General features: G+C 70.4%; 16 protein-coding genes. 12 read left to right on the top strand and 4 right to left on the bottom strand.

Features of this window, described 5'->3' with window-relative positions; genetic code table 11:
- Positions 1-70: 70 nt before the first annotated feature.
- Positions 71-985 carry a hypothetical protein gene (locus FIF60_RS14705; RefSeq protein WP_144186844.1) on the bottom strand — a complete coding sequence of 305 codons (915 nt, stop codon included), beginning with the start codon at positions 983-985 and terminating at the stop codon, positions 71-73.
- A complete protein-coding gene (locus FIF60_RS14700) occupies positions 982-1791 on the bottom strand; it encodes a P-loop NTPase family protein (protein WP_144186843.1) in 810 nt (269 codons plus the stop codon). The genes FIF60_RS14705 and FIF60_RS14700 overlap by 4 nt, the downstream gene beginning before the upstream one ends.
- Before the next feature lie 170 nt (positions 1792-1961).
- Between FIF60_RS14700 and FIF60_RS14695 the strand changes: the two genes are divergently transcribed.
- The 3 genes from FIF60_RS14695 to FIF60_RS14685 are packed head-to-tail and all read left to right on the top strand — an operon-like array spanning position 1962 to position 4322.
- On the top strand, positions 1962-2708 hold the full coding sequence (locus tag FIF60_RS14695; protein ID WP_144186842.1) for an SDR family oxidoreductase: 747 nt from the start codon (positions 1962-1964) through the stop codon (positions 2706-2708).
- Positions 2709-2715: 7 nt separating this feature from the next.
- Complete coding sequence (locus FIF60_RS14690) at positions 2716-3390, top strand: DUF1194 domain-containing protein (protein ID WP_144186841.1); 675 nt, start codon at positions 2716-2718, stop codon at positions 3388-3390.
- A complete protein-coding gene (locus FIF60_RS14685; protein WP_144186840.1) occupies positions 3387-4322 on the top strand; it encodes a 2-hydroxyacid dehydrogenase in 936 nt (311 codons plus the stop codon). The genes FIF60_RS14690 and FIF60_RS14685 overlap by 4 nt, the downstream gene beginning before the upstream one ends.
- 6 nt (positions 4323-4328) lie before the next feature.
- Here the strand turns inward: FIF60_RS14685 and FIF60_RS14680 are convergent, their stop codons facing one another.
- Together FIF60_RS14680 and FIF60_RS14675 are read right to left on the bottom strand one after the other, a co-directional pair.
- Positions 4329-5924 carry an ABC transporter substrate-binding protein gene (locus tag FIF60_RS14680; RefSeq protein ID WP_144186839.1) on the bottom strand — a complete coding sequence of 532 codons (1596 nt, stop codon included), beginning with the start codon at positions 5922-5924 and terminating at the stop codon, positions 4329-4331.
- Between the two features lie 55 nt (positions 5925-5979).
- Positions 5980-7134 (bottom strand): YbfB/YjiJ family MFS transporter, encoded by a 1155-nt coding sequence (locus FIF60_RS14675; protein WP_144186838.1) that lies wholly within the window; start codon positions 7132-7134, stop codon positions 5980-5982.
- A 103-nt stretch (positions 7135-7237) separates the two neighbouring features.
- Here FIF60_RS14675 and FIF60_RS14670 point away from each other — a divergent pair, with 103 nt between their 5' ends.
- Genes FIF60_RS14670 through FIF60_RS14630 form a run of 9 tightly spaced genes read left to right on the top strand, consistent with a single transcriptional unit; the run spans position 7238 to position 17931 of the window.
- Entirely contained in the window at positions 7238-8038 is an 801-nt protein-coding gene (locus tag FIF60_RS14670) for a class II aldolase/adducin family protein (RefSeq protein ID WP_144186852.1), read from the top strand.
- Positions 8039-8040: 2 nt separating this feature from the next.
- Positions 8041-9705 carry an amidohydrolase gene (locus FIF60_RS14665; protein ID WP_144186837.1) on the top strand — a complete coding sequence of 555 codons (1665 nt, stop codon included), beginning with the start codon at positions 8041-8043 and terminating at the stop codon, positions 9703-9705.
- A gap of 6 nt (positions 9706-9711) precedes the next feature.
- A complete protein-coding gene (locus FIF60_RS14660) occupies positions 9712-10653 on the top strand; it encodes an ABC transporter permease (RefSeq protein WP_144186836.1) in 942 nt (313 codons plus the stop codon).
- Between the two features lie 8 nt (positions 10654-10661).
- Entirely contained in the window at positions 10662-11537 is an 876-nt protein-coding gene (locus FIF60_RS14655) for an ABC transporter permease (protein ID WP_239451645.1), read from the top strand.
- 17 nt (positions 11538-11554) lie between these two features.
- On the top strand, positions 11555-13162 hold the full coding sequence (locus FIF60_RS14650) for an ABC transporter substrate-binding protein (RefSeq protein ID WP_239451644.1): 1608 nt from the start codon (positions 11555-11557) through the stop codon (positions 13160-13162).
- 28 nt (positions 13163-13190) lie between these two features.
- Complete coding sequence (locus FIF60_RS14645) at positions 13191-14645, top strand: amidohydrolase family protein (protein WP_144186850.1); 1455 nt, start codon at positions 13191-13193, stop codon at positions 14643-14645.
- A gap of 5 nt (positions 14646-14650) precedes the next feature.
- Positions 14651-15640, top strand: coding sequence for an ABC transporter ATP-binding protein (locus tag FIF60_RS14640; protein ID WP_144186834.1), 990 nt, complete (start codon positions 14651-14653; stop codon positions 15638-15640).
- A complete protein-coding gene (locus FIF60_RS14635; protein WP_144186833.1) occupies positions 15637-16707 on the top strand; it encodes an ABC transporter ATP-binding protein in 1071 nt (356 codons plus the stop codon). Before FIF60_RS14640 ends, FIF60_RS14635 begins: the two co-directional genes overlap by 4 nt.
- A gap of 48 nt (positions 16708-16755) precedes the next feature.
- On the top strand, positions 16756-17931 hold the full coding sequence (locus FIF60_RS14630) for an iron-containing alcohol dehydrogenase (RefSeq protein WP_144186832.1): 1176 nt from the start codon (positions 16756-16758) through the stop codon (positions 17929-17931).
- The last annotated feature ends 10 nt before the right edge of the window (positions 17932-17941 follow it).

Genomic DNA, 17941 nt, shown 5'->3' with positions numbered 1-17941 from the left:
CAGGCCGTGGCGGCGAAGGCGGCCGCGGTCGCTGCGGCAGCGGCGAGCCAGGCTGCGCCGAGGGTACGGATCATGCGTGCGGTCCCGCGTGCCGGGCGTGGCCGGCGATGGAGGTGTCCTGCGGCAGGGCGAGCGGCGCGCCGCAGAGCGCCATCAGGTCGTCGCGCGCGAAGCGCTCCTGCCCGAGCCCTTCGGAGAGCGTCCGCAAGAGCCCGTAGGCCCGCCCTGCCTCGCGCAGCGGGCGCGACGAGGCACGCCTGCCGCCGCGCGCGGGGTCGAGCGCGAAGGCGAGGCCGCGCCAACGCCGGGCGAGCTCGGCAGGGTCGGAGATGTCGCGCAGGGCAAGCATCGCCCAGGCGCGGGCGACGTCCTCGATCTCGGCGCAGGCGATGCGGAAACCGGCGAAGGCGAGCGGTGGCAGGGGCCCCTCGACCGAGACCTCATGCGCCCTGCCCCTGCCCTTCGACGCAGCGGCGGCAGCGCGGGCGACATCGTAGCCGCCCTCGCGCGGCATCAGCACGACGAGGCTCAGCCCCGGGCCGCGCGACCGAACGCGAAGCCCAAGCGCGCTGTCGGCGAGCGCGGCGCGCAGACCCGTCATCGCCTCCGCGGCGGACGCGCCGTCGCGCCTGGGCGTGACGGTGATCTCCCATTGCTGGTCGAACCCGTCGCGGGCGAGTGCCTCGGCGAGCGGGCCGGCGGAGGCAGAAACGATGCGCGGCCATTCACCTGCGGCGCACACCGCGTGGCGCGGATCGGCCGGGAGGAAGGGAGCGGCGGAGGCAGCACGCATGAGCCGCGCCTTCAGTGCCGCGCGGTGCTGGCGCCAGGCATCGCCGCGGGCGGCGAAGGCGGCGATCGCGCCGGCGCGGCAGGCCATTACGGCAGGCCCCTCTCCCGCGCCGAGAAGCGTGGCGAGCCGTGCCGTCGCGGCGACGGGCGCGACGCCAAGCACGGTGAGGGGTGCGCCCGCTTCGGCGCTCATGCCGCCACCGCCTGGGCGCGCGGCCGCTCCGCACAGAAATGGCCGACGAGGCCTGCGAGCATCTGCCTGTGGCGCGGGTCGGGCAATCCGTCCGCCGTGTGGCGCAGCCTCGCCCCGAGGATGTCGAGGACGAGCGCCATGAAGCGCGGGTCGTCCGCCGAGACGGCGCAGCCGAGCGCCTGCGCGAGGCGGCAGAGCGCGATGGTGCAGCGGAGGCTCGGGCGTTCGGCGTATTCGCGCGAGCGGCGTATGTCGCGGACCATGTCGACGATCCGCCCCGCCTCCTCGGCCGGAAGGCCCGAGCGCGAGGCGGCGATGGCGATCTCGGTCTCGCGGTCCGGTCCGTCGCAGCAGAGCGGGACGAGCCTGTCCGCGAGCCAGGGCCCGAGCGCCTCGCCCGGGGCAGTGACGACGATCGCGCGGAAGGCTGGGTCGACCGGACCGGCCGCAATCGTGCCGCAGAGCGCGCCGGCGAGCGGCGGCGCGATGGCGGCCAGTTCCGCGCCTGCCCCGTCGGCGAGCAGCGTCGCGCCCCGGAGACAGGCTGCGGTCAGCACCGACACGGGATCGGAACTGCCGGCCAGGGCGAGCACCGGACGGCCGCGTGCCTTGGCGATCAGGCCGGCGAGCGTCGTCCTGCCCGACCCGATCGGGCCGTGCAGATGAAGCCCGTATCCCGCCAACAGATAGGCGCTCGCCCGGTCAGCGAGCGCGGCGACCGCGCCCGAAACGACGGGGTCGGCGACGGCGGTAGAACCGTCCTCGTGATTGCCCGGAACCGTGCCGTCCTGCATACCAAGGTCCACCCTTCTGGCTGCCTTGTCCGCCTCTAGCAGCGGAACCGTTAACCGGCGGTGAACGCGATGGTCTGGATGCGGCAACCGGCCCGGGGCGTTGCCAGGGCGCCGATGCCATGGCCACATGGCGCCGCCGGCCGGGACGCCGGCCTTGGACAACTCGACGAGGAGAGGGGCGCATGGCCGAGCGCGTGGCGATCGTGACGGGCGCGGGTACGGGTGTGGGGCGCGCCGCGGCGCTGGCGCTCGCGAAGGATGGCTGGGCGGTGGTGCTCGCCGGCCGCAGGCGCGAGGGGCTCGAGGAGACCGCGAAGTCCGCCGCGCCGGCCAAGACGCTCGTGGTGCCGACCGACGTCGCCAAGCCGGACGAGGTGAAGGCGCTGTTCGCCGCTGCCGTGAAGCAGTGGGGCCGCGTCGACCTCGTGTTCAACAATGCCGGGCTCAACGCGCCTGGCGTTCCGCTCGAGGAGCTTCCCGTCGAGAAGTGGCAGCAGGTGGTGGACGTGAACCTCACCGGCGTCTTCCTCTGCACCCAGGAAGCCTTCCGCGTGATGAAGGACCAGACCCCCCGCGGCGGGCGGATCATCAACAACGGCTCGATCAGCGCGCATGCGCCGCGCCCCGACAGCTCGCCCTACACCGCGACGAAGCATGCCGTGCTCGGCCTCACCAAGGCCTCTGCCCTTGATGGCCGCAAGTACGACATCGCCGTCTGCCAGATCGACATCGGCAACGCGGCGACGGAGATGACCGAGCGGATGAAGGCGGGCGTGAAGCAGGCCGATGGCCGCATCGCCGAGGAGCCGCGCATGGATGTGGCGCATGTCGGCCACGCCGTCGCGCACATGGCGAGCCTGCCGCTCGAGGCCAACGTGCAGTTCATGACGGTGATGGCGACGAAGATGCCCTTCCTCGGGCGCGGCTGAGCCGGCGATGCGGCGTGGCCGGCGCGCTGCCGTCCTCGGCCTCGCGGCTTCCGCTCTGCCTCGGAGGCTCCGCGCGGCCGAGCCCGTCGATGTCGCGCTCGTCCTCTGCGCCGATGCCTCGGGCTCGATCGACGCGGACGAGTTCAGGTTGCAGAAGGAAGGCATCGCCGAGGCGATCGCCGATGCGCGCGTGCTCGCCGGCATACGCTCCGGCCCGATCGGGCGCATCGCCGTAACCTATGTCGAGTGGGGCGCGCCAGGCGGGGCAGCGACGATGGTGCCGTGGCGTCTCGTCGGCGGCGCGGACGGTGCGTCGGCGTTCGGCCGCGCCGTCGTCTCCGCGCCGCGCTCGGTGCAGTCCTGGAACGCGATCGGCGATGCGATCGACCATGCGGTCGCGCTGCTCGAGGCCTCGCCGTTCGAGGCGACGCGCAGGGTGATCGACATCTCCGGCGACGCGGGCGACATGCGGAGCCTCCGCCCCGCTCCGGAGGCGCGTGACGAGGCGGTCGGCAAGGGCATCCAGATCAACGCGCTCGCCATCGTCGAAGGCCGCGCAGGCCTCGTCGCGCACTACGAGGGCGCGGTGATCGGCGGGCCCGGCGCCTTCGTCGAGGCCGCGCCGAGCCGGGCGGAGTTCACCGCCGCACTGAGACGAAAGCTCATCCGGGAAATCGCATGATCCTGTTGGTCAAGACGGGAGGCGAGGCTTCGCTTCCCGAATGGCGCTCGCTGTTCGCCGAGCTCCTGCCCGATCTCGACGTGCGCTGGTGGGATGACCCCGGCGTGAAGCCCGAGGAGGTCGCCTACGCCTTCCTCTGGGCGCCCGACCCGGGCCGGCTTGCGACCTTCCACAATCTCAGGCTGATCATCTCCTCCGGTGCAGGCATCGACCACCTGACGGCCGACCCGCATCTACCCGCGCATGTTCCCGTCGCGAAGATGGGCGCGCCCGAGGCGGCGGCGCGCATGCGCGAGTTCGCGCTTGCGACGGTGTTCTTCCACCATCGCCAGTTCCACGCCTACGTGGCGAACCAGCGCCGCAAGGTCTGGGAGGAGGTCGAGACGACAGAGGCGGCCAACCGCACCGTCGGCGTGATGGGGCTCGGCTCGCTCGGTCTTCCCTCCGCCGAGGCGCTGCGCGACGCGGGGTTCCGCGTGAAGGGGTGGGGCCGCACCAGGCGGGACATCCCGGGCATCCAGACCTTCGGCGGCGAGGCGGGCTTCGACGCTTTCCTCCAGGGAACCGAGATCCTGGTCTGCCTTCTCGCCGCGACGCCCGAGACGGCAGGCATCGTCAACGCGCGGACGCTCGCCAAGCTTCCCCGCGGCGCCTCTGTGATCAACGGCGCGCGCGGGTCGCATGTCGTGATCGAGGACCTGATCGCCGCACTCGATTCCGGCCATATCGAAGCCGCAACGCTCGACGTGTTCGAGACCGAGCCGCTGCCCCAGGACAGCCCCGTGTGGACACACCCGAAGATCCTCGTCACGCCGCACATCGCCTCGTTCCCGAACCGCGCCGCACGCGCGCGCTTCGTCGCTGATGCGATCAGGACGTTCGAGGCGAGCGGGACGGTTCTGAACCGGTACGACCCCGCCCGCGGCTACTGACGGGCGCTACTTCTTCTCCACGCCCCAGAACACGGGAACCGTCGTTGCGCGAATGCCCTCGACATTGGCGCGGTAGGCCGCGAGCGTGCGGAACTGCCCGGCATTGATGTAGGGCAGGACCTGGTAGGCGCGGGCGTGCACCGCATGCAGGATCTCCTGCCGCTTCGCCGCGTCGCGCTCCTCCCACCAGGAGCGGCGGAGACGCTCGAGGTCCTCGTCGCACGGCCAGCCGGTGAGCCCGCCCTCGCAGGGGCTCGCGAGGTAGAGATTGGTCAGCGGGTTCTGGCCGTCGAGCACGTTGGCGACGGTGACGAAGAAGTTCCAGCCCCCCTGCTCCGGCGGCTCGCGACGGTTGCGCCGCTGCGTCACCGTCGCCCAGTCGCTCGAGGGAACGTCCATGTTGAGGCCAGCCCTGCCGAAGGCCTCGGCCATGGTCAGCGTGGCGGCGTTGTTGATCGGGCTGTCCGCCGCGTTCATGAACACGATCTTCCGCCCGTCATAGCCTGCCTCGGCGAGCAGCGCGCGCGCCTTGGCCACGTCGGCCTGGCGTAGTCCCACCGCGCCGGCGCTGCTCTCAAGCGGCGTGCCGCAGAAGAAGAAGGCCGGGCAGTACGGCACCTGCTCGGAGGGGCGTATGCCGATCGCCTGCAGGTTCTCCTGCTGGTTGATGAGGTGCAGCAGCGCCTGGCGCGCGCGTGGGTCGTTGAACGGCGGGTGCAGGTGGTTGATGCGCAGCCACACCATGAATCCGACCGGGTTCAGCGCGATGGTGCGCACGTTGCGGTTTCGTTCCAAGACAGGAATGAGGTCGGGCGACGGCTGTTCGATGAAGTCGATCTCGCCCGTCTGCAGCGCCGCGGCGGCGGTGGCGGCATCGGGCATCGCCACCCACTCGATGCGCTCGACCTTCGCGACCTTGCCGCCGGCGAGCCCATCGGGCTCCTCCGCGCGCGGGCGGTAGTTCGGATTCCGCACATAGACGGCGCGGTTGCCCGCCTGCCACTCATTGGCCTGGAAGATGAAGGGGCCCGAGCCGGTCGCGTCCGTGATCGCGGTTGTTGCGGGCGTCGAGGCGATGCGCTCGGGCATCACGAACAGCGCGCTCGCCGTCGGCCGTGCCAGCGCTTCGGTCACCAGCGCGAAAGGGCGCGAAAGCTTCAGGGTGAACGTGCGATCATCCACCACCTCCATCGAGGCGGTGGCGGCGGCAAGGGCGCGGCCGACGATGTCACGCTGCGACCAACGGCGGATCGAGGCGACCGCGTCGGCCGCGCGCACGGGCGCACCGTCGTGGAAGACGAGTCCCTCGCGAAGCGTGAAGCGGTACTCCATGCCGTCCGGCGAGACGGTGTGGCTGTCGACCATCTGCGGCCGTGCGACGCCCTTGCTGTCGAGCGCGAAGAGCTGGTCATACACCATGAAGCCGTGATTTCGGACGAACGCGGCGGTGGACTGCACGGGGTCGATGCTCGCGAGATCGTTGATCAGCACGATCCGCAACGTCGAGCGCGACGGCGCCTGCGCGCCGGCCGGGAGTGCCGCCACTGCGCCGAGCAGGACGCCTGCGGCGGCGGCAAGCGCGCGTCGTTTCATGGGTGTCATCGCCGTTCTCCCGAACCTTCCAGGCGAAGTATGGCAGGCAGGGACGGCCGCGCAACTATGCCGCCGGAGGCCTCCGCGTGCGCGGCAATATCGCGAGCGAGGCAAGCGCGAACACGGAACCGGCGACGAACAGCGGGGGATGGGCGCGCAGCCGCGCGAACGCAGCCGCGGCAGCGAAGGCGCCGAGCGCCTGCGCCACGGCGTAGGCAATGGTCGCCGCACGCCACGACCGCGCGGCCGCCTGCATCCCCGCAAGCTCGCCTGCCCGGCCCAGCACGAGCGGAGGAATGCCCGGCGTGAGCGAGCCGACGAGCAGGGCCGAGACGAACGCCGCGGGCACCGTCCGCAGCATGGCGGGCAGAGCGATCGCCGCGGCCTGCAGCGTGATCGCGACCGTCAGCGTACGTCCGAACCCGACGCGGTCCGCGAAATAGCCACCGACGAGCGGGCCGAGCGTTGCGCCGAGGCCATACACGGCGAAGGCGCCCGAGCCCATGGCGACACCCTGGCCAAGCCAGCGCGCCACATAGTCCGACAGGAGAAGCATGTGCGGCACGATCGCGAAGGCATTGACGGCATAGGCTGCGATCAGCCGCGCAAGCCCTGGCGGCGGCGCGGCCTGCGTCGGCGCGGGCGGGGCATGCGGCGGCCAGAACGGCCAGGCGACGGCGGCGCAAGCCACCGCCCCTGCCGCAAGACCGAGCCAAGCGGGCCTGACGCCGAGGCCAAGCAGGAGCGGCAGCGCAACCGAGGAGGCGACGATGCCGCACCCGACGCCTGCGAAGATCGCCCCGCCGACGCGGCCGCGCACCCGGCCCTCGACGGCAGCGAGCAGGGCGGGCGGGCCGAGCACCATCAGCACGCCGCCCGCAGCACCTGCGGCGAATCGCGCAAGGCCGAACACCGCTGCATCCGGCTGCGCGGCCGAGACCGCCATGCTGGCGGCGACGGCGAGCATCATCGCGCGCATCAGCACGGGCAGCGACACGAGGCGCCCGAGCGGCATCGCCACCGCCGCGCCGGCAAGATAGCCGACGAGGTTCGCCGCCCCGAAGGCCGCCGCCTCGCCCGGGCCGAACCAGCCGGCGGTCACGAGTGCGGGAAGCAGCGGCGTGTAGGCGAAGCGGCCGATGCCGAGGCCGCAGAACAGGGCGGAAAGCCCTGCCGCGGCCGCCTTGGGCGCGGCAAGTCCGGGGGGAGGCGATGTCATGTGGCGCAGCCTAGTGCGCCCGGCAGCGCTTGACGCCCCCCGAACCACGCCCGAACATTCGACGAAAGGCGAAGCAGCAAATCTGGGAGCCGGTTGAGTGAATGTGACGACGACGCCGCAGCAATCTGCGGCGGGCGGACCTCTATCCTGTGCCGAAGGCAGGGAAGCGGAGTGGCAGGTGCGCTGCGATCTCGCGGCCCTCTACCGCCTGATCGCCCATCACAGGATGACCGACCTCATCTACACCCATATCAGCGCCCGGGTGCCCAAGAGCCAAGATGGGGGACCGGAACATCAGTTCCTCATCAACCCCTACGGCGTCCTGTTCCACGAGATAACGGCCTCCTCGCTCGTGAAGATCGACCTCGAGGGCAAGGTGGTCGACCCAGGTGCCACGGGCGTGGTGAACGCCGCAGGCTTCACGATCCATTCGGCGATCCACATGGCCCGGCCGGAACTCGCCTGCGTCGTGCACACGCACACAGAGGCGGGAATCGCCGTGAGTGCGCAGAGGCACGGACTTCTCCCGATCAGCCAGCATGCGCTGAAGTTCTACGGCCATCTCGCCTATCACGACTACGAAGGCATCGCCCTCGAGCTTGATGAGCGCGAGCGGCTCGTGCGCGATCTCGGTCCGCACAAGGCAATGATCCTGCGCAATCACGGGCTGCTCGTCGCGGGCCGCACGATCGCGGAGGCATTCAATCTGATCTACTATCTCGAGCGCGCCTGCCAGGCGCAGATCTCCGCGCTCGCCGGCGGAAGCGAGCTCGTTCTGCCGCCGGAAGAGGTTCGCCTCAGGACGGCAGCGCAGTTCAACGGCGGGGCGAGCCTCGCGCATTGCGACATGGCATGGAACGCCGCGCTGAGGCTGCTCGCCGGCAGCCCCGATTGGAGGGTTTGACGATGGATGGCATTCGGGGCGGTGGCGTCGACCTGGTCCTCACGGGCGGCACGGTCTGGTGCGGGCTCGACCTGCCGCGGGCGACCGCGCTCGCGATCTCCGGCGGCAAGGTGGTGGCGACGGGAAGCGACGTCGAGATCGGCGCGCTGGCCGGTGCCGCGACGCGGCGCGTCGATCTCGCCGGGCGGCTTGCGATCCCGGCGCTGAACGAGGCGCACATGCACCTCCTTCCCTACGGGCTCGGCCTGTCGCAGGTGAACCTGCGCGCAGAGGAGGTGACGACGCTCGACGAGGTGCTCCGGCGCATCGGCGCGGCTGCGAAGGCGGCGCCGAAAGGTTCGTGGATTATGGGCCGCGGCTATGACCACGGCGCGCTCGATGTCGGCCGCCACCCGACGGCGGTGGAGCTCGACCGCGTGGCCCCTGACAACCCCGTGTTCATCCGCCGCACGTGCGGGCACATGGGCGTTGCCAACTCGGCTGCGATGCAGCGCGCTGGCGTCGGCCACAACACGCCAGACCCGGAGGGCGGCGTGATCGAGCGCAAGGGCGGCGTGCTGACGGGCCTCTTCCAGGAACGTGCGATGCGGCTCGTGCTGAACGAGGTGCCGCCTCCGGGCGAGCCGGAGATGGTCGATGCGATCGGCGCAGCGGGAGAGGAGCTCGCCTCGCTCGGCTTCGCCTCAGCCACCGACATGAATGTCGGCATGACCGCTGGCATCGCGGAGATCGCCGCCTATGAGCGCGCGCGCAAGGATGGCCGTCTCCGCCAGCGCATGTGGCAGGTGCTCGCCGGCAACCCGGAAGGCATTGCCGAAGCCGCCTGGACGGGCGGGCTTCGCCCCGATGCGGGAGACGAGATGCTGCGCTGGGGCGCGGTGAAGGTGTTCGCCGACGGGTCCGCCGGCGGGCTCACGGCGGCGTTCTTCGACCCCTATCTTGAAAGTGCGGGCGGCGGCACGGGCGTGTTCTGCTTCCCGGACGAGACGATGCACCACCTTCTCGGCCACTATCACCGCCAGGGCTGGCAGCTCGACATCCACGCCATCGGCGATGCAGCGATCGAGCAGGTCCTCTCCGGCATGGAGGCAGCGGGGACGGCGGAGCATCCGCTCGCCGGCCGGAGACACCGCATCGAGCATTGCGGCTTCGTCACGGCTGGGCAACGGAAACGCATGCTTGCTCACGGCATCCTTCCCGTGCCGCAGCCAGTGTTCATGTACGAGTTCGGCGATCTCTACGTGAAGAACCTCGGCAAGCCCCGCTCCGAGGCCGCCTACCCAATGCGCACCTGGTTCGACGAGGGCCACAATCCTTCCGCCTCGTCCGACTGCCCGGTCTCCACGGTCGATCCCTTCATCAACCTCTACACGATGCTCACGCGGCGGACGAACAAGGGCATCGTGCTCGGGGCGGAGGAGCGGCTGAGCCTCGAGCAGGCGCTGCATTGTTACACCTGGGCCGGCGCATTCAGCCAGTTCGCGGAAGCCAAGCGCGGCACGCTCGCGCCGGGAATGGATGCCGACATCGCCGTGCTGTCGGAGGACCTGTTCGCCCTCGATCCGGACGCGCTCACGGAACGGGTGCGCGGCGTCGCGTGCGACCTCACCCTGCTCGGCGGCGCGGTCACGCATGACCGGCACGGCGTGCTCAGCCCGGCCGCCTGACGGACGATGCTCGCCCATATCGCAAGGCGCCTGCTGACGGCGATCCCCGTGATGTTCGGGGTTCTGCTGATCGGCTTCGTGCTTCTCCAGGTGGTGCCGACCGACCCGGCCGTGGTGCGCGCCGGGCCGCTGGCGACCCCCGACGTGATCGACGCGATCCGCAAGGACCTCGGGCTCGACCAGCCGCTCTGGATGCAGTTCTTCCTCTATCTCGGGCGGCTCCTGCGCGGCGATCTCGGCGTCTCGATCATCAACAACGTTCCCGTGTCGCAGGAGCTCGGCGCGACGATCGGCCCGACGCTCGAGCTGATGTTCGCCTCGCTGATCTGGGCGATCCCGCTCGGCATCCTGCTCGGCACGGTGGCGGCCTACTGGCGCGGCTCGATCTTCGACCGCGCGGTGATGGCCTTCGCCGTGGCGGGCGTGTCGGTGCCTGTGTTCTTCGTCGGCCTCGTGCTGATCTGGTTCGTCGGCTTCAAGTGGCAGCTCCTGCCCTTCACGGGCCGCGACGGGCCGATCTGGACGCTCGCCGGGCTGAAGGCGATCGCCCTGCCCGCGCTCACCCTCGGCGGCGTGTTCGTCGGCCCCGTGGCAAGGATGACGCGCACGGCAGTGCTCGACGTGCTCGGCGCCGACCATGTGCGCACCGCACGCGCCAAGGGGTTGGCCGAGCGTCTCGTCGTGCTGCACCACGCGCTGCGCAACGCGCTGATCCCTGTCGTGACGCTGATCGGGCTGCAGATCGGCTTCCTGCTCGGCGGCGCGGTGGTGACGGAGACGATCTTCTCCTGGCCGGGCGTCGGCCGCCTCGCGGTCGGGGCGATCCTGTCCTCCGACATGCCGCTCGCCCAGGGCACGATCATCGTTCTCTCGCTCGGCTTCATCGTGATCAACCTGATCGTCGATGTGCTCTATGCCGTGCTCGACCCGCGCGTGAGGGCCTCGTGAACGCGACCGTGACCGCCCCAGCAGCTGGCCCAGCGGCGACGCCTGCAGCGCCGACGCGCGCGGGCGTGTTCCGCCGGCTCGCCACGGAACCAGGCGCTGCGATCGCGCTCGCCTTCGTGCTCGCGACGATTTTCGCCGCCGTCTTCGCGCCGATCCTCGCCGGCGCCGACCCCTACGAGAACAATCTCCGCGCAGCGATGCGCTCGCCGGGCGGGGACTATCTCCTCGGCACCGATGCGCAGGGGCGCGACCTTGTGGTGCGCTGCCTCTACGGCCTGCGCGCGACGCTGATCATGGGCCTCGTCTCGCTGGTGATCGGGGGCGGCCTCGGCATCCTTGTCGGATTCTGCGCGGCCTTCTACCGGCGGATCGACGGGCTCCTGATGCGCCTCATGGACATCCTGCTGTCCTTCCCTGCCATCCTGTTCGGCCTCGCCATCGCTGCGATCTTCGGGCCGGGGATCGTCGCCGTCGTCATCGCGCTCTCGGTCGCCACCGTGCCGCTGATGGCGCGCATCGTGCGCGGTGCGGCGCTCGTGGTGATGCGGCTCGACTACATCGAGGCGGCGCGGGCCGTCGGCATGTCGGATGCGCGACTGATCTGGCGCCACCTCGCGCCGAACTGCCTGAGCCCGATCTTCGTGTTCGCGACGCTGCGCTTCGGCCAGGTGATCCTGCTCGGCTCGGCGCTGTCATTCCTTGGCCTCGGTGCGCAGCCACCGACCGCCGAGCTCGGCGCGATGGCGGCGGAGGGACGGAACTTCCTATTCTTCGCGCCGCACATCGCGGTGGTGCCAAGCGTGCTGATCTTCATGGTGGTGCTTGCCTTCAACGTGCTGGGCGACGCGTTGCGCGACGCGCTCGACCCGAAGCTCAGGGTATGAACGGACAGGAACGGGAGATGATGATGCGACGGACGATCAAGGGAATGCTTCTTGCCGCCGCCGGGGCCGTTGGGCTCTTCGCGGCGAACGGGGCCTGGGCGCAGGCCGCGCCGCGGAACACGCTCGTGGTGCTGCGCGAGATCGACGCCGACCGGTACGACCCGCACAAGGTGACGGCCTTCGCCGCAGGCGAGGTCGTGTACATGATGACCGACACGCTCGTTTCACTCGACTGGGACCAGAAGACGATCCGCCCCGGCCTCGCGACGTCCTGGACCGTGAGCGAGGACGGCAAGCTCTACACCTTCAAGCTGCGTGACGACGTGACGTTCTGCGACGGGCGCAAGTTCACGGCAGACGACGTCGTCTACTCGGTCAACCGCTGGATCGACCCCGCAACGCGCAGCCCGGTGCGGGCGCGCGCGGGCAACGTGAAGGAGGTTCGCGCGGTCGACGCGACCACCGTCGAGTACGAGCTGAACGAGCCGTTCGGCGAGCTCCTGCTGCAGCTCACGCTCTACTTCGCCGGCATCGTCGACAAGAACACGGTCGAGCGGCTCGGCGACAATTTCGGAACGCAGGGCTTCAACGGCACCGGCCCCTATTGCTGGGTAAGCTGGACGCCGCGGCAGGACCTCGTTCTGCAGAAGCATCCCAACTATCGCTGGGGACCGCCGCTCTACCAGAACCCGAGCCCGCAGATCGACCGCGTGATCTGGCGCGTGATTCCCGATCCCAACACGCGCATCGCGGCGCTGCAGACCGGCCAGGGCGACATCACGCAGCACATTCCCTTCTTCGCGGTGGAAGGTCTGCGGCGCACGCCTGGCATCACCATGGCGCAGCAGGAGAGCTACTTCGTCGACTACTTCATGGGCTTCAAGGTCGACAAGCCCGTGGTCAGCGACCCGGTGATCCGCCGCGCCGCCAACCTCGCGATCGATCGTGACGCGATGGTGCAGGCGACATTCTTCGGCGCGGCCGACCCGATGCGCTCGATGATCCACCCCGGCGCGCCGGGCTTTGATCCCGAATCGAAGGCCAAGCAGGCCGGCTTCGACCGGGCAGAAGCCATCCGCATCCTCGAGGAAGCGGGCTGGAAACCGGGATCGGACGGCATCCGCGTGAAGGACGGCCAGCGCGCCTCGTTCCTGGTCTACGGAATCACCACGCAGGCAAACCGGCAGATGACCGAGGCGATGCAGGCGGACCTCCGCCGCGTCGGCATCGAGATGCGCATCCAGCTCTTCGACGCGACCGTCGCCTGGGGCCGGCTCGCAACGCAGGAGTTCGACGCCTTCATGATGTCCTACCCCTACACCTCGGCGCGCGATGCGCTCGCCCTCTACTTCCGCTCCGCGGCGGCGCCGACACCGAACCGGATGAACTGGAAGAACCCGCAGACCGACGAGTGGATCGCCACCGCGAGCGCCGCGCTCGAAGAGCGCGTCCGCCAGGAGGCCGTCGCACAAGCGCAGCGTCAGCTGACCGAGGCGAACGTGTGGTTCCCCATTGCGCACTCGCAGCTCTGGCTCGCCTCGGGCCGGCGCGTGCAGGGCGCGCGCCCGCACGGCGTCTACTCGGCCGCGCTGTACAAGGGCCTCGACATCACGCTGCGGCAGTGAGCGGCCCGATACGGAGGACATGACAGACATGAACGTACCGATGGCGGCGGAGCGGACGACCCTCGTCCGCAACGCCTCCTTCGTCGTGGCCTGGGACGGCTCGGCGAAGAAGCACGCCTACATGCCCGACGCCGACGTCGCCTGGCGCGGCGGGGTGCTCAGCTTCGTCGGCCGCGGCTATGACGGCCCGTCCGACGAGGTGATCGACGGGCGCGGGCTGATGGTGATGCCGGGCCTCGTCAACATCCACTGCCACCCCTCGTCCGAGCCCATGAACAAGGGCCTGACCGACGAGGTGGGCAGCCCCGGCCTCTACAACTCCTCGCTCTACGAGTACCTGCCGATCTTCCGCGGCGACCCCTCGGGCGTGAAGGCCTGCATTCGCGTCGCGCTCGCCGAACTCCTTCTCTCGGGCGTGACGACGGTGGCCGATCTCTCGATGGCCCATCCCGGCTGGCTCGACACGCTCGGCGAGAGCGGCATGCGCGTCGTCATCGCGCCAATGTTCCGCTCCGCGCGCTGGTACACGAAGTCGGGCCACGTCGTCGAATACGAGTGGGACGAGAAGGCAGGCGTGAAGGCGATGGAGGAGGCCTTCGCGTTGATCGAGCGCGCCGAGCAGCACCCTTCGGGACGCCTCTCCGGCATGGCCGTGCCTGCGCAGATCGACACCTGCACGCCGGAACTCCTGCGCGACAGCCACGCGGAAGCGAGGAAGCGCGGCATCTCCTGGCAGATCCACGCAGCGCAGAGCGTCGTCGAGTTCCACGAGATCACCCGCCGCCACGGGCTCACGCCGATCCAGTGGCTCGACAAGCTCGGCACGCTCGGCAAGGGAACGATCATCGGCCACGGCATCTTCCTCGATGACCATCCCCGCACCCGCTGGTCGACCGACACCGATCTCGGGCTTCTCGCCGATACCGGCACCACGGTGGCGCATTGTCCGACCGTGTTCGCTCGCCGCGGTATCATGCTGCGCGACATCGGGCGGTATCGCCGCCGCGGCGTGAACATCGGCCTCGGCACCGATACCTATCCGCACAACATGCTCGACGAGATGCGGCTCGCCGCCTACGCCGCGCGGATGATGGCCGAGAACCCGCGCACGCTGAACTCGGGCGACCTCTTCGAGGCGGCGACGGTGAACGGCGCGGCAGCACTCGGGCGCGACGACATCGGCAAGCTCGAGGCCGGCTGCCGGGCCGACCTGGTGATGGTCGACGTCACCCATCCCGGCATGCGCCCGGCGCGCGACCCGGTTCGCAGCCTCATCTACGCAGCGGCCGATCGCGCGATACGCTCCGTCGTGGTCGACGGCCAGGAGGTGGTGCGCGACGGAAGGTGCCTGACGATCGACTACGCGGCCGCTGCCGAGGAACTGCACGAGGCGCAGAAGCGGATGATCGCCGGCGTGCCGGAGCGCGACTGGGCGCACCGCCCCCTCGAGGCGATCAGCCCGCCGACCTTCCTGACCATCTGACACGCATGGCAGGACAGGGCCCGCTTCTCGCGATCGAGGATCTCCGCACCGTGTTCCGCTCCTCCGCCGGCGACCTGCCGGCGGTGGACGGGGTGTCGGTCTCGGTCGCGCCGGGGCGAACGCTCGGCATCGTGGGCGAGAGCGGCTGCGGCAAGAGCGTGCTGTCGCTCTCGATCATGCGGCTCGTTCCGCGGCCGGGCCGGATCACGTCGGGTTCGATCCGCTTCGACGGGCGCGACCTCCTCACCCTCTCCGAGGGGGAGATGCGGGGCCTGCGCGGCGGATCGATCGGCATGATCTTCCAGGAGCCGATGACGAGCCTGAACCCCGTGCACACGGTCGGGCGGCAGATCATCGAGGCCGTCTCCGCGCACAAGGACCTTTCTGCCTCCGCTGCGAAGGATGTCGCGATCGACGCGCTTCGCCGCGTGCGCATCCCCGCGCCGGAGAAGCGGTTCGAGGAGTATCCGCACCAGCTCTCCGGCGGCATGCGCCAGCGCGTGATGATCGCGATGGCGCTCTCGTGCGAGCCGCGGCTCCTGATCGCCGACGAGCCCACCACCGCGCTCGACGTGACGATTCAGGCGCAGATCCTCGACCTCCTGAAGCTCCTTCAGCAGGAGACGGGGATGTCGATCATCCTCATCACGCATGATCTCGGCGTCGTCGCGGAGATGGCCGACGAGGTCGCGGTCATGTATGCCGGCCGCGTGGTCGAGACCGGCCCGGTCAACGCCGTCTTCGGCGATGCGCAGCACCCCTATACGCTCGGGCTGTTCGGCTCGGTGCCGCGGCTCGATGGCGAGAACCAGTCCCTGCTCGCGATCGAGGGCACGGTGCCGCCGCCCTTCGCCCTGCCGCCCGGCTGCCGGTTCAACCCGCGCTGCGGCTTCGCGAGCGACCGCTGCCGGAGCGAGATGCCGCTTCTCCGCCCGCTCGGCCCCTCGCACCAGGCGGCGTGCTGGCACGCGCCCGTCGAGGCAGAGTTCGGATGAGCGCCCCCCTCCTCTCCGTCCGCGATCTCGAGAAGCATTTCCCGGTCGAGCGAGGCGTCATCTTCTCCAAGGTGGTCGGCCATGTGCGCGCCGTCGACGGCGTCTCGTTCGACCTCGCTGAGGGCGAGACGCTCGCTCTCGTCGGCGAATCTGGCTGCGGGAAATCCACGACAGCGCGGCTCGTGCTTCGCCTTCTCGAGCCGACGGGCGGGTCGATCCGCTTCGCGGGGCAGGACATCACGAGGACGCCCGCCTCGGCGCTGACCCCGATCCGCCGCGCGATGCAGCCTGTGTTCCAGGACCCCTATGCCTCGCTCAACCCGCGCATGCCTGTCGGCCGCATCATCGCCGAGCCGATGGAGGTGCACGGTATCGGCGACGATGCCTCGCGCCGCGCGCGCGTCGAGGAGCTCCTCCGCCTCGTCGGCCTCGCGCCCTACCATGCGCAGCGCTTCCCGCACGAGTTCTCCGGCGGGCAGCGCCAGCGCATCGGCATCGCCCGCGCGCTCGCCGTGAACCCGCGGTTGGTCGTGTGCGACGAGCCTGTCTCGGCGCTCGACGTGTCGATCCAGGCGCAGGTCGTGAACCTACTGAAGGACCTGCAGCAGCGCCTCGGGCTCTCCTACCTCTTCATCGCACACGACCTAGCCGTGGTCCGCCACGTGTCCGACCGGATCGCCGTGATGTATCTCGGCGAGATCGTGGAGACCGCGCCGAAATCCGCGCTCTACGGCGCACCCCGCCACCCCTACACCCAGGCGCTCCTGGCAGCGATTCCCGTGCCGGACCCGGTGCGCCGACGCGCCCAGGCCGCGCTCGGCGGAGACGTGCCGAGCCCGATGAATCCCCCGCCTGGCTGTCGTTTTGCCAGCCGCTGCCCGCACGTGGTGGCTCGCTGCCGGGAGGAGCGGCCCAAGCTGCGGCCGATGGGCGAAGGCCACCTCGTCGCCTGCCATCGCGCGGAGGAGCTCCCGATTCCCGCGATCCCGAGCCTCGCCCCGCACCCGCCGAGCCCGGCCGTCGCGCGCCGCCTCGCCCTTGCCGCCGAGCGCCGCGTCTCGCCTTGACGGAGCGGCGCGGCTAGGCTTCGCCCGGCATCGAGAGGGAGGACGGACATGGTCGTGAGCATCGTCTCGCCGCGGCTTCTGCTTGTCGGCGGCGGCGCGATCGGGCAGATCGCCGAGGTGCTCGGCAAGCTGAGGCTCACCCGCCCGCTCGTGGTGACCGACCCGTTCATGGTCTCCTCCGGCCTCGTCGAGCGCGTGCTCGGCCCGCTCCGCGAAGCGGGCATCGCGACTTCGGTGTTCAGCGAAACCGTGCCCGACCCGACCGACACGGTCATCGAGGCGGGCGTTGCGCTGCTCGCGCGAAGCGATACCGATTGCCTGATCGGCTTCGGCGGCGGCTCGCCGATGGATACGGCCAAAGCGATGGCCATCCTCGCCGCCGCCAGGACGATCGACCGGGCCGGAAAGATGCGGGACTGGAAGGTTCCGGCCGCGGCGGACATGGACGCGCTTCCCGTCATCGCCATCCCGACCACCGCGGGCACAGGCTCCGAGGTCACCCGCTTCACGGTGGTGACGGACACGGAACGGAACGAGAAGATGCTGATCGCGGGCCTCGCCGCCCTGCCGACGGCCGCGATCGTCGACCATACGCTCACCCACTCCGTGCCGCCGCGCACGACCGCCGACACCGGCATCGACAGCCTCACCCACGCGCTCGAGGCCTATGTCTCGAAGCGCGCCAACGCCTACTCCGACACGATGGCCCTGCGCGCGATGGACCTCTTGGCCAGGAACGTGCGCACGGCCTATGCCGAGCCTCGCAACGAGGCCGCGCGCGAGGCGATGATGCTTGGCGCGACGCTCGCGGGCCTCGCGTTCTCGAACGCCTCCGTCGCGCTCGTGCACGGGATGAGCCGCCCGATCGGGGCGCATTTCCACGTTGCGCACGGGCTCTCGAACGCGATGCTTCTTCCCGCAATCACCCGCTTCTCGCTCGAGGCGGCGCTGCCGCGCTACGCCACTGCCGCGCGGGCGATGGGTATCGCCACCGCGGAGGAGGGCGACCAGTCGGCCGGTGCGAAGCTCGTCGATGAACTCGCCGCGCTCAACCGCGACCTCGCCGTGCCGAGCCCGCGCGCCTATGGGCTCGACGAGCAGAAGTGGAACAGCCTCCTGCCGCTTATGGCAGACCAGGCGCTCGCGAGCGGCAGCCCGGCGAACAACCCGCGCGTTCCCACGAAGGACGAGATCGTCGCGCTCTACCGCGAGGCCTGGGGCTGACGGCGGGGCC

Source organism: Elioraea rosea (assembly GCF_007644105.1).
In the GTDB taxonomy this organism is placed as follows: Bacteria; Pseudomonadota; Alphaproteobacteria; order Acetobacterales; family Acetobacteraceae; genus Elioraea_A; species Elioraea_A rosea.
Note: the sequence above shows the minus strand (reverse complement) of the source record. Positions and strands in the feature narration are given on the sequence as shown.

Coding starts and splice junctions, on each gene's coding strand:
- FIF60_RS14630 (WP_144186832.1), top strand. CDS start 16,756: ATGGTCGTGAGCATCGTCTCGCCGCGGCTTCTGCTTGTCGGCGGCGGC.
- FIF60_RS14640 (WP_144186834.1), top strand. CDS start 14,651: ATGGCAGGACAGGGCCCGCTTCTCGCGATCGAGGATCTCCGCACCGTG.
- FIF60_RS14705 (WP_144186844.1), bottom strand. CDS start 985: ATGAGCGCCGAAGCGGGCGCACCCCTCACCGTGCTTGGCGTCGCGCCC.
- FIF60_RS14665 (WP_144186837.1), top strand. CDS start 8,041: ATGGATGGCATTCGGGGCGGTGGCGTCGACCTGGTCCTCACGGGCGGC.
- FIF60_RS14680 (WP_144186839.1), bottom strand. CDS start 5,924: ATGACACCCATGAAACGACGCGCGCTTGCCGCCGCCGCAGGCGTCCTG.
- FIF60_RS14675 (WP_144186838.1), bottom strand. CDS start 7,134: ATGACATCGCCTCCCCCCGGACTTGCCGCGCCCAAGGCGGCCGCGGCA.
- FIF60_RS14660 (WP_144186836.1), top strand. CDS start 9,712: ATGCTCGCCCATATCGCAAGGCGCCTGCTGACGGCGATCCCCGTGATG.
- FIF60_RS14650 (WP_239451644.1), top strand. CDS start 11,555: ATGATGATGCGACGGACGATCAAGGGAATGCTTCTTGCCGCCGCCGGG.
- FIF60_RS14685 (WP_144186840.1), top strand. CDS start 3,387: ATGATCCTGTTGGTCAAGACGGGAGGCGAGGCTTCGCTTCCCGAATGG.
- FIF60_RS14690 (WP_144186841.1), top strand. CDS start 2,716: ATGCGGCGTGGCCGGCGCGCTGCCGTCCTCGGCCTCGCGGCTTCCGCT.
- FIF60_RS14645 (WP_144186850.1), top strand. CDS start 13,191: ATGAACGTACCGATGGCGGCGGAGCGGACGACCCTCGTCCGCAACGCC.
- FIF60_RS14695 (WP_144186842.1), top strand. CDS start 1,962: ATGGCCGAGCGCGTGGCGATCGTGACGGGCGCGGGTACGGGTGTGGGG.
- FIF60_RS14635 (WP_144186833.1), top strand. CDS start 15,637: ATGAGCGCCCCCCTCCTCTCCGTCCGCGATCTCGAGAAGCATTTCCCG.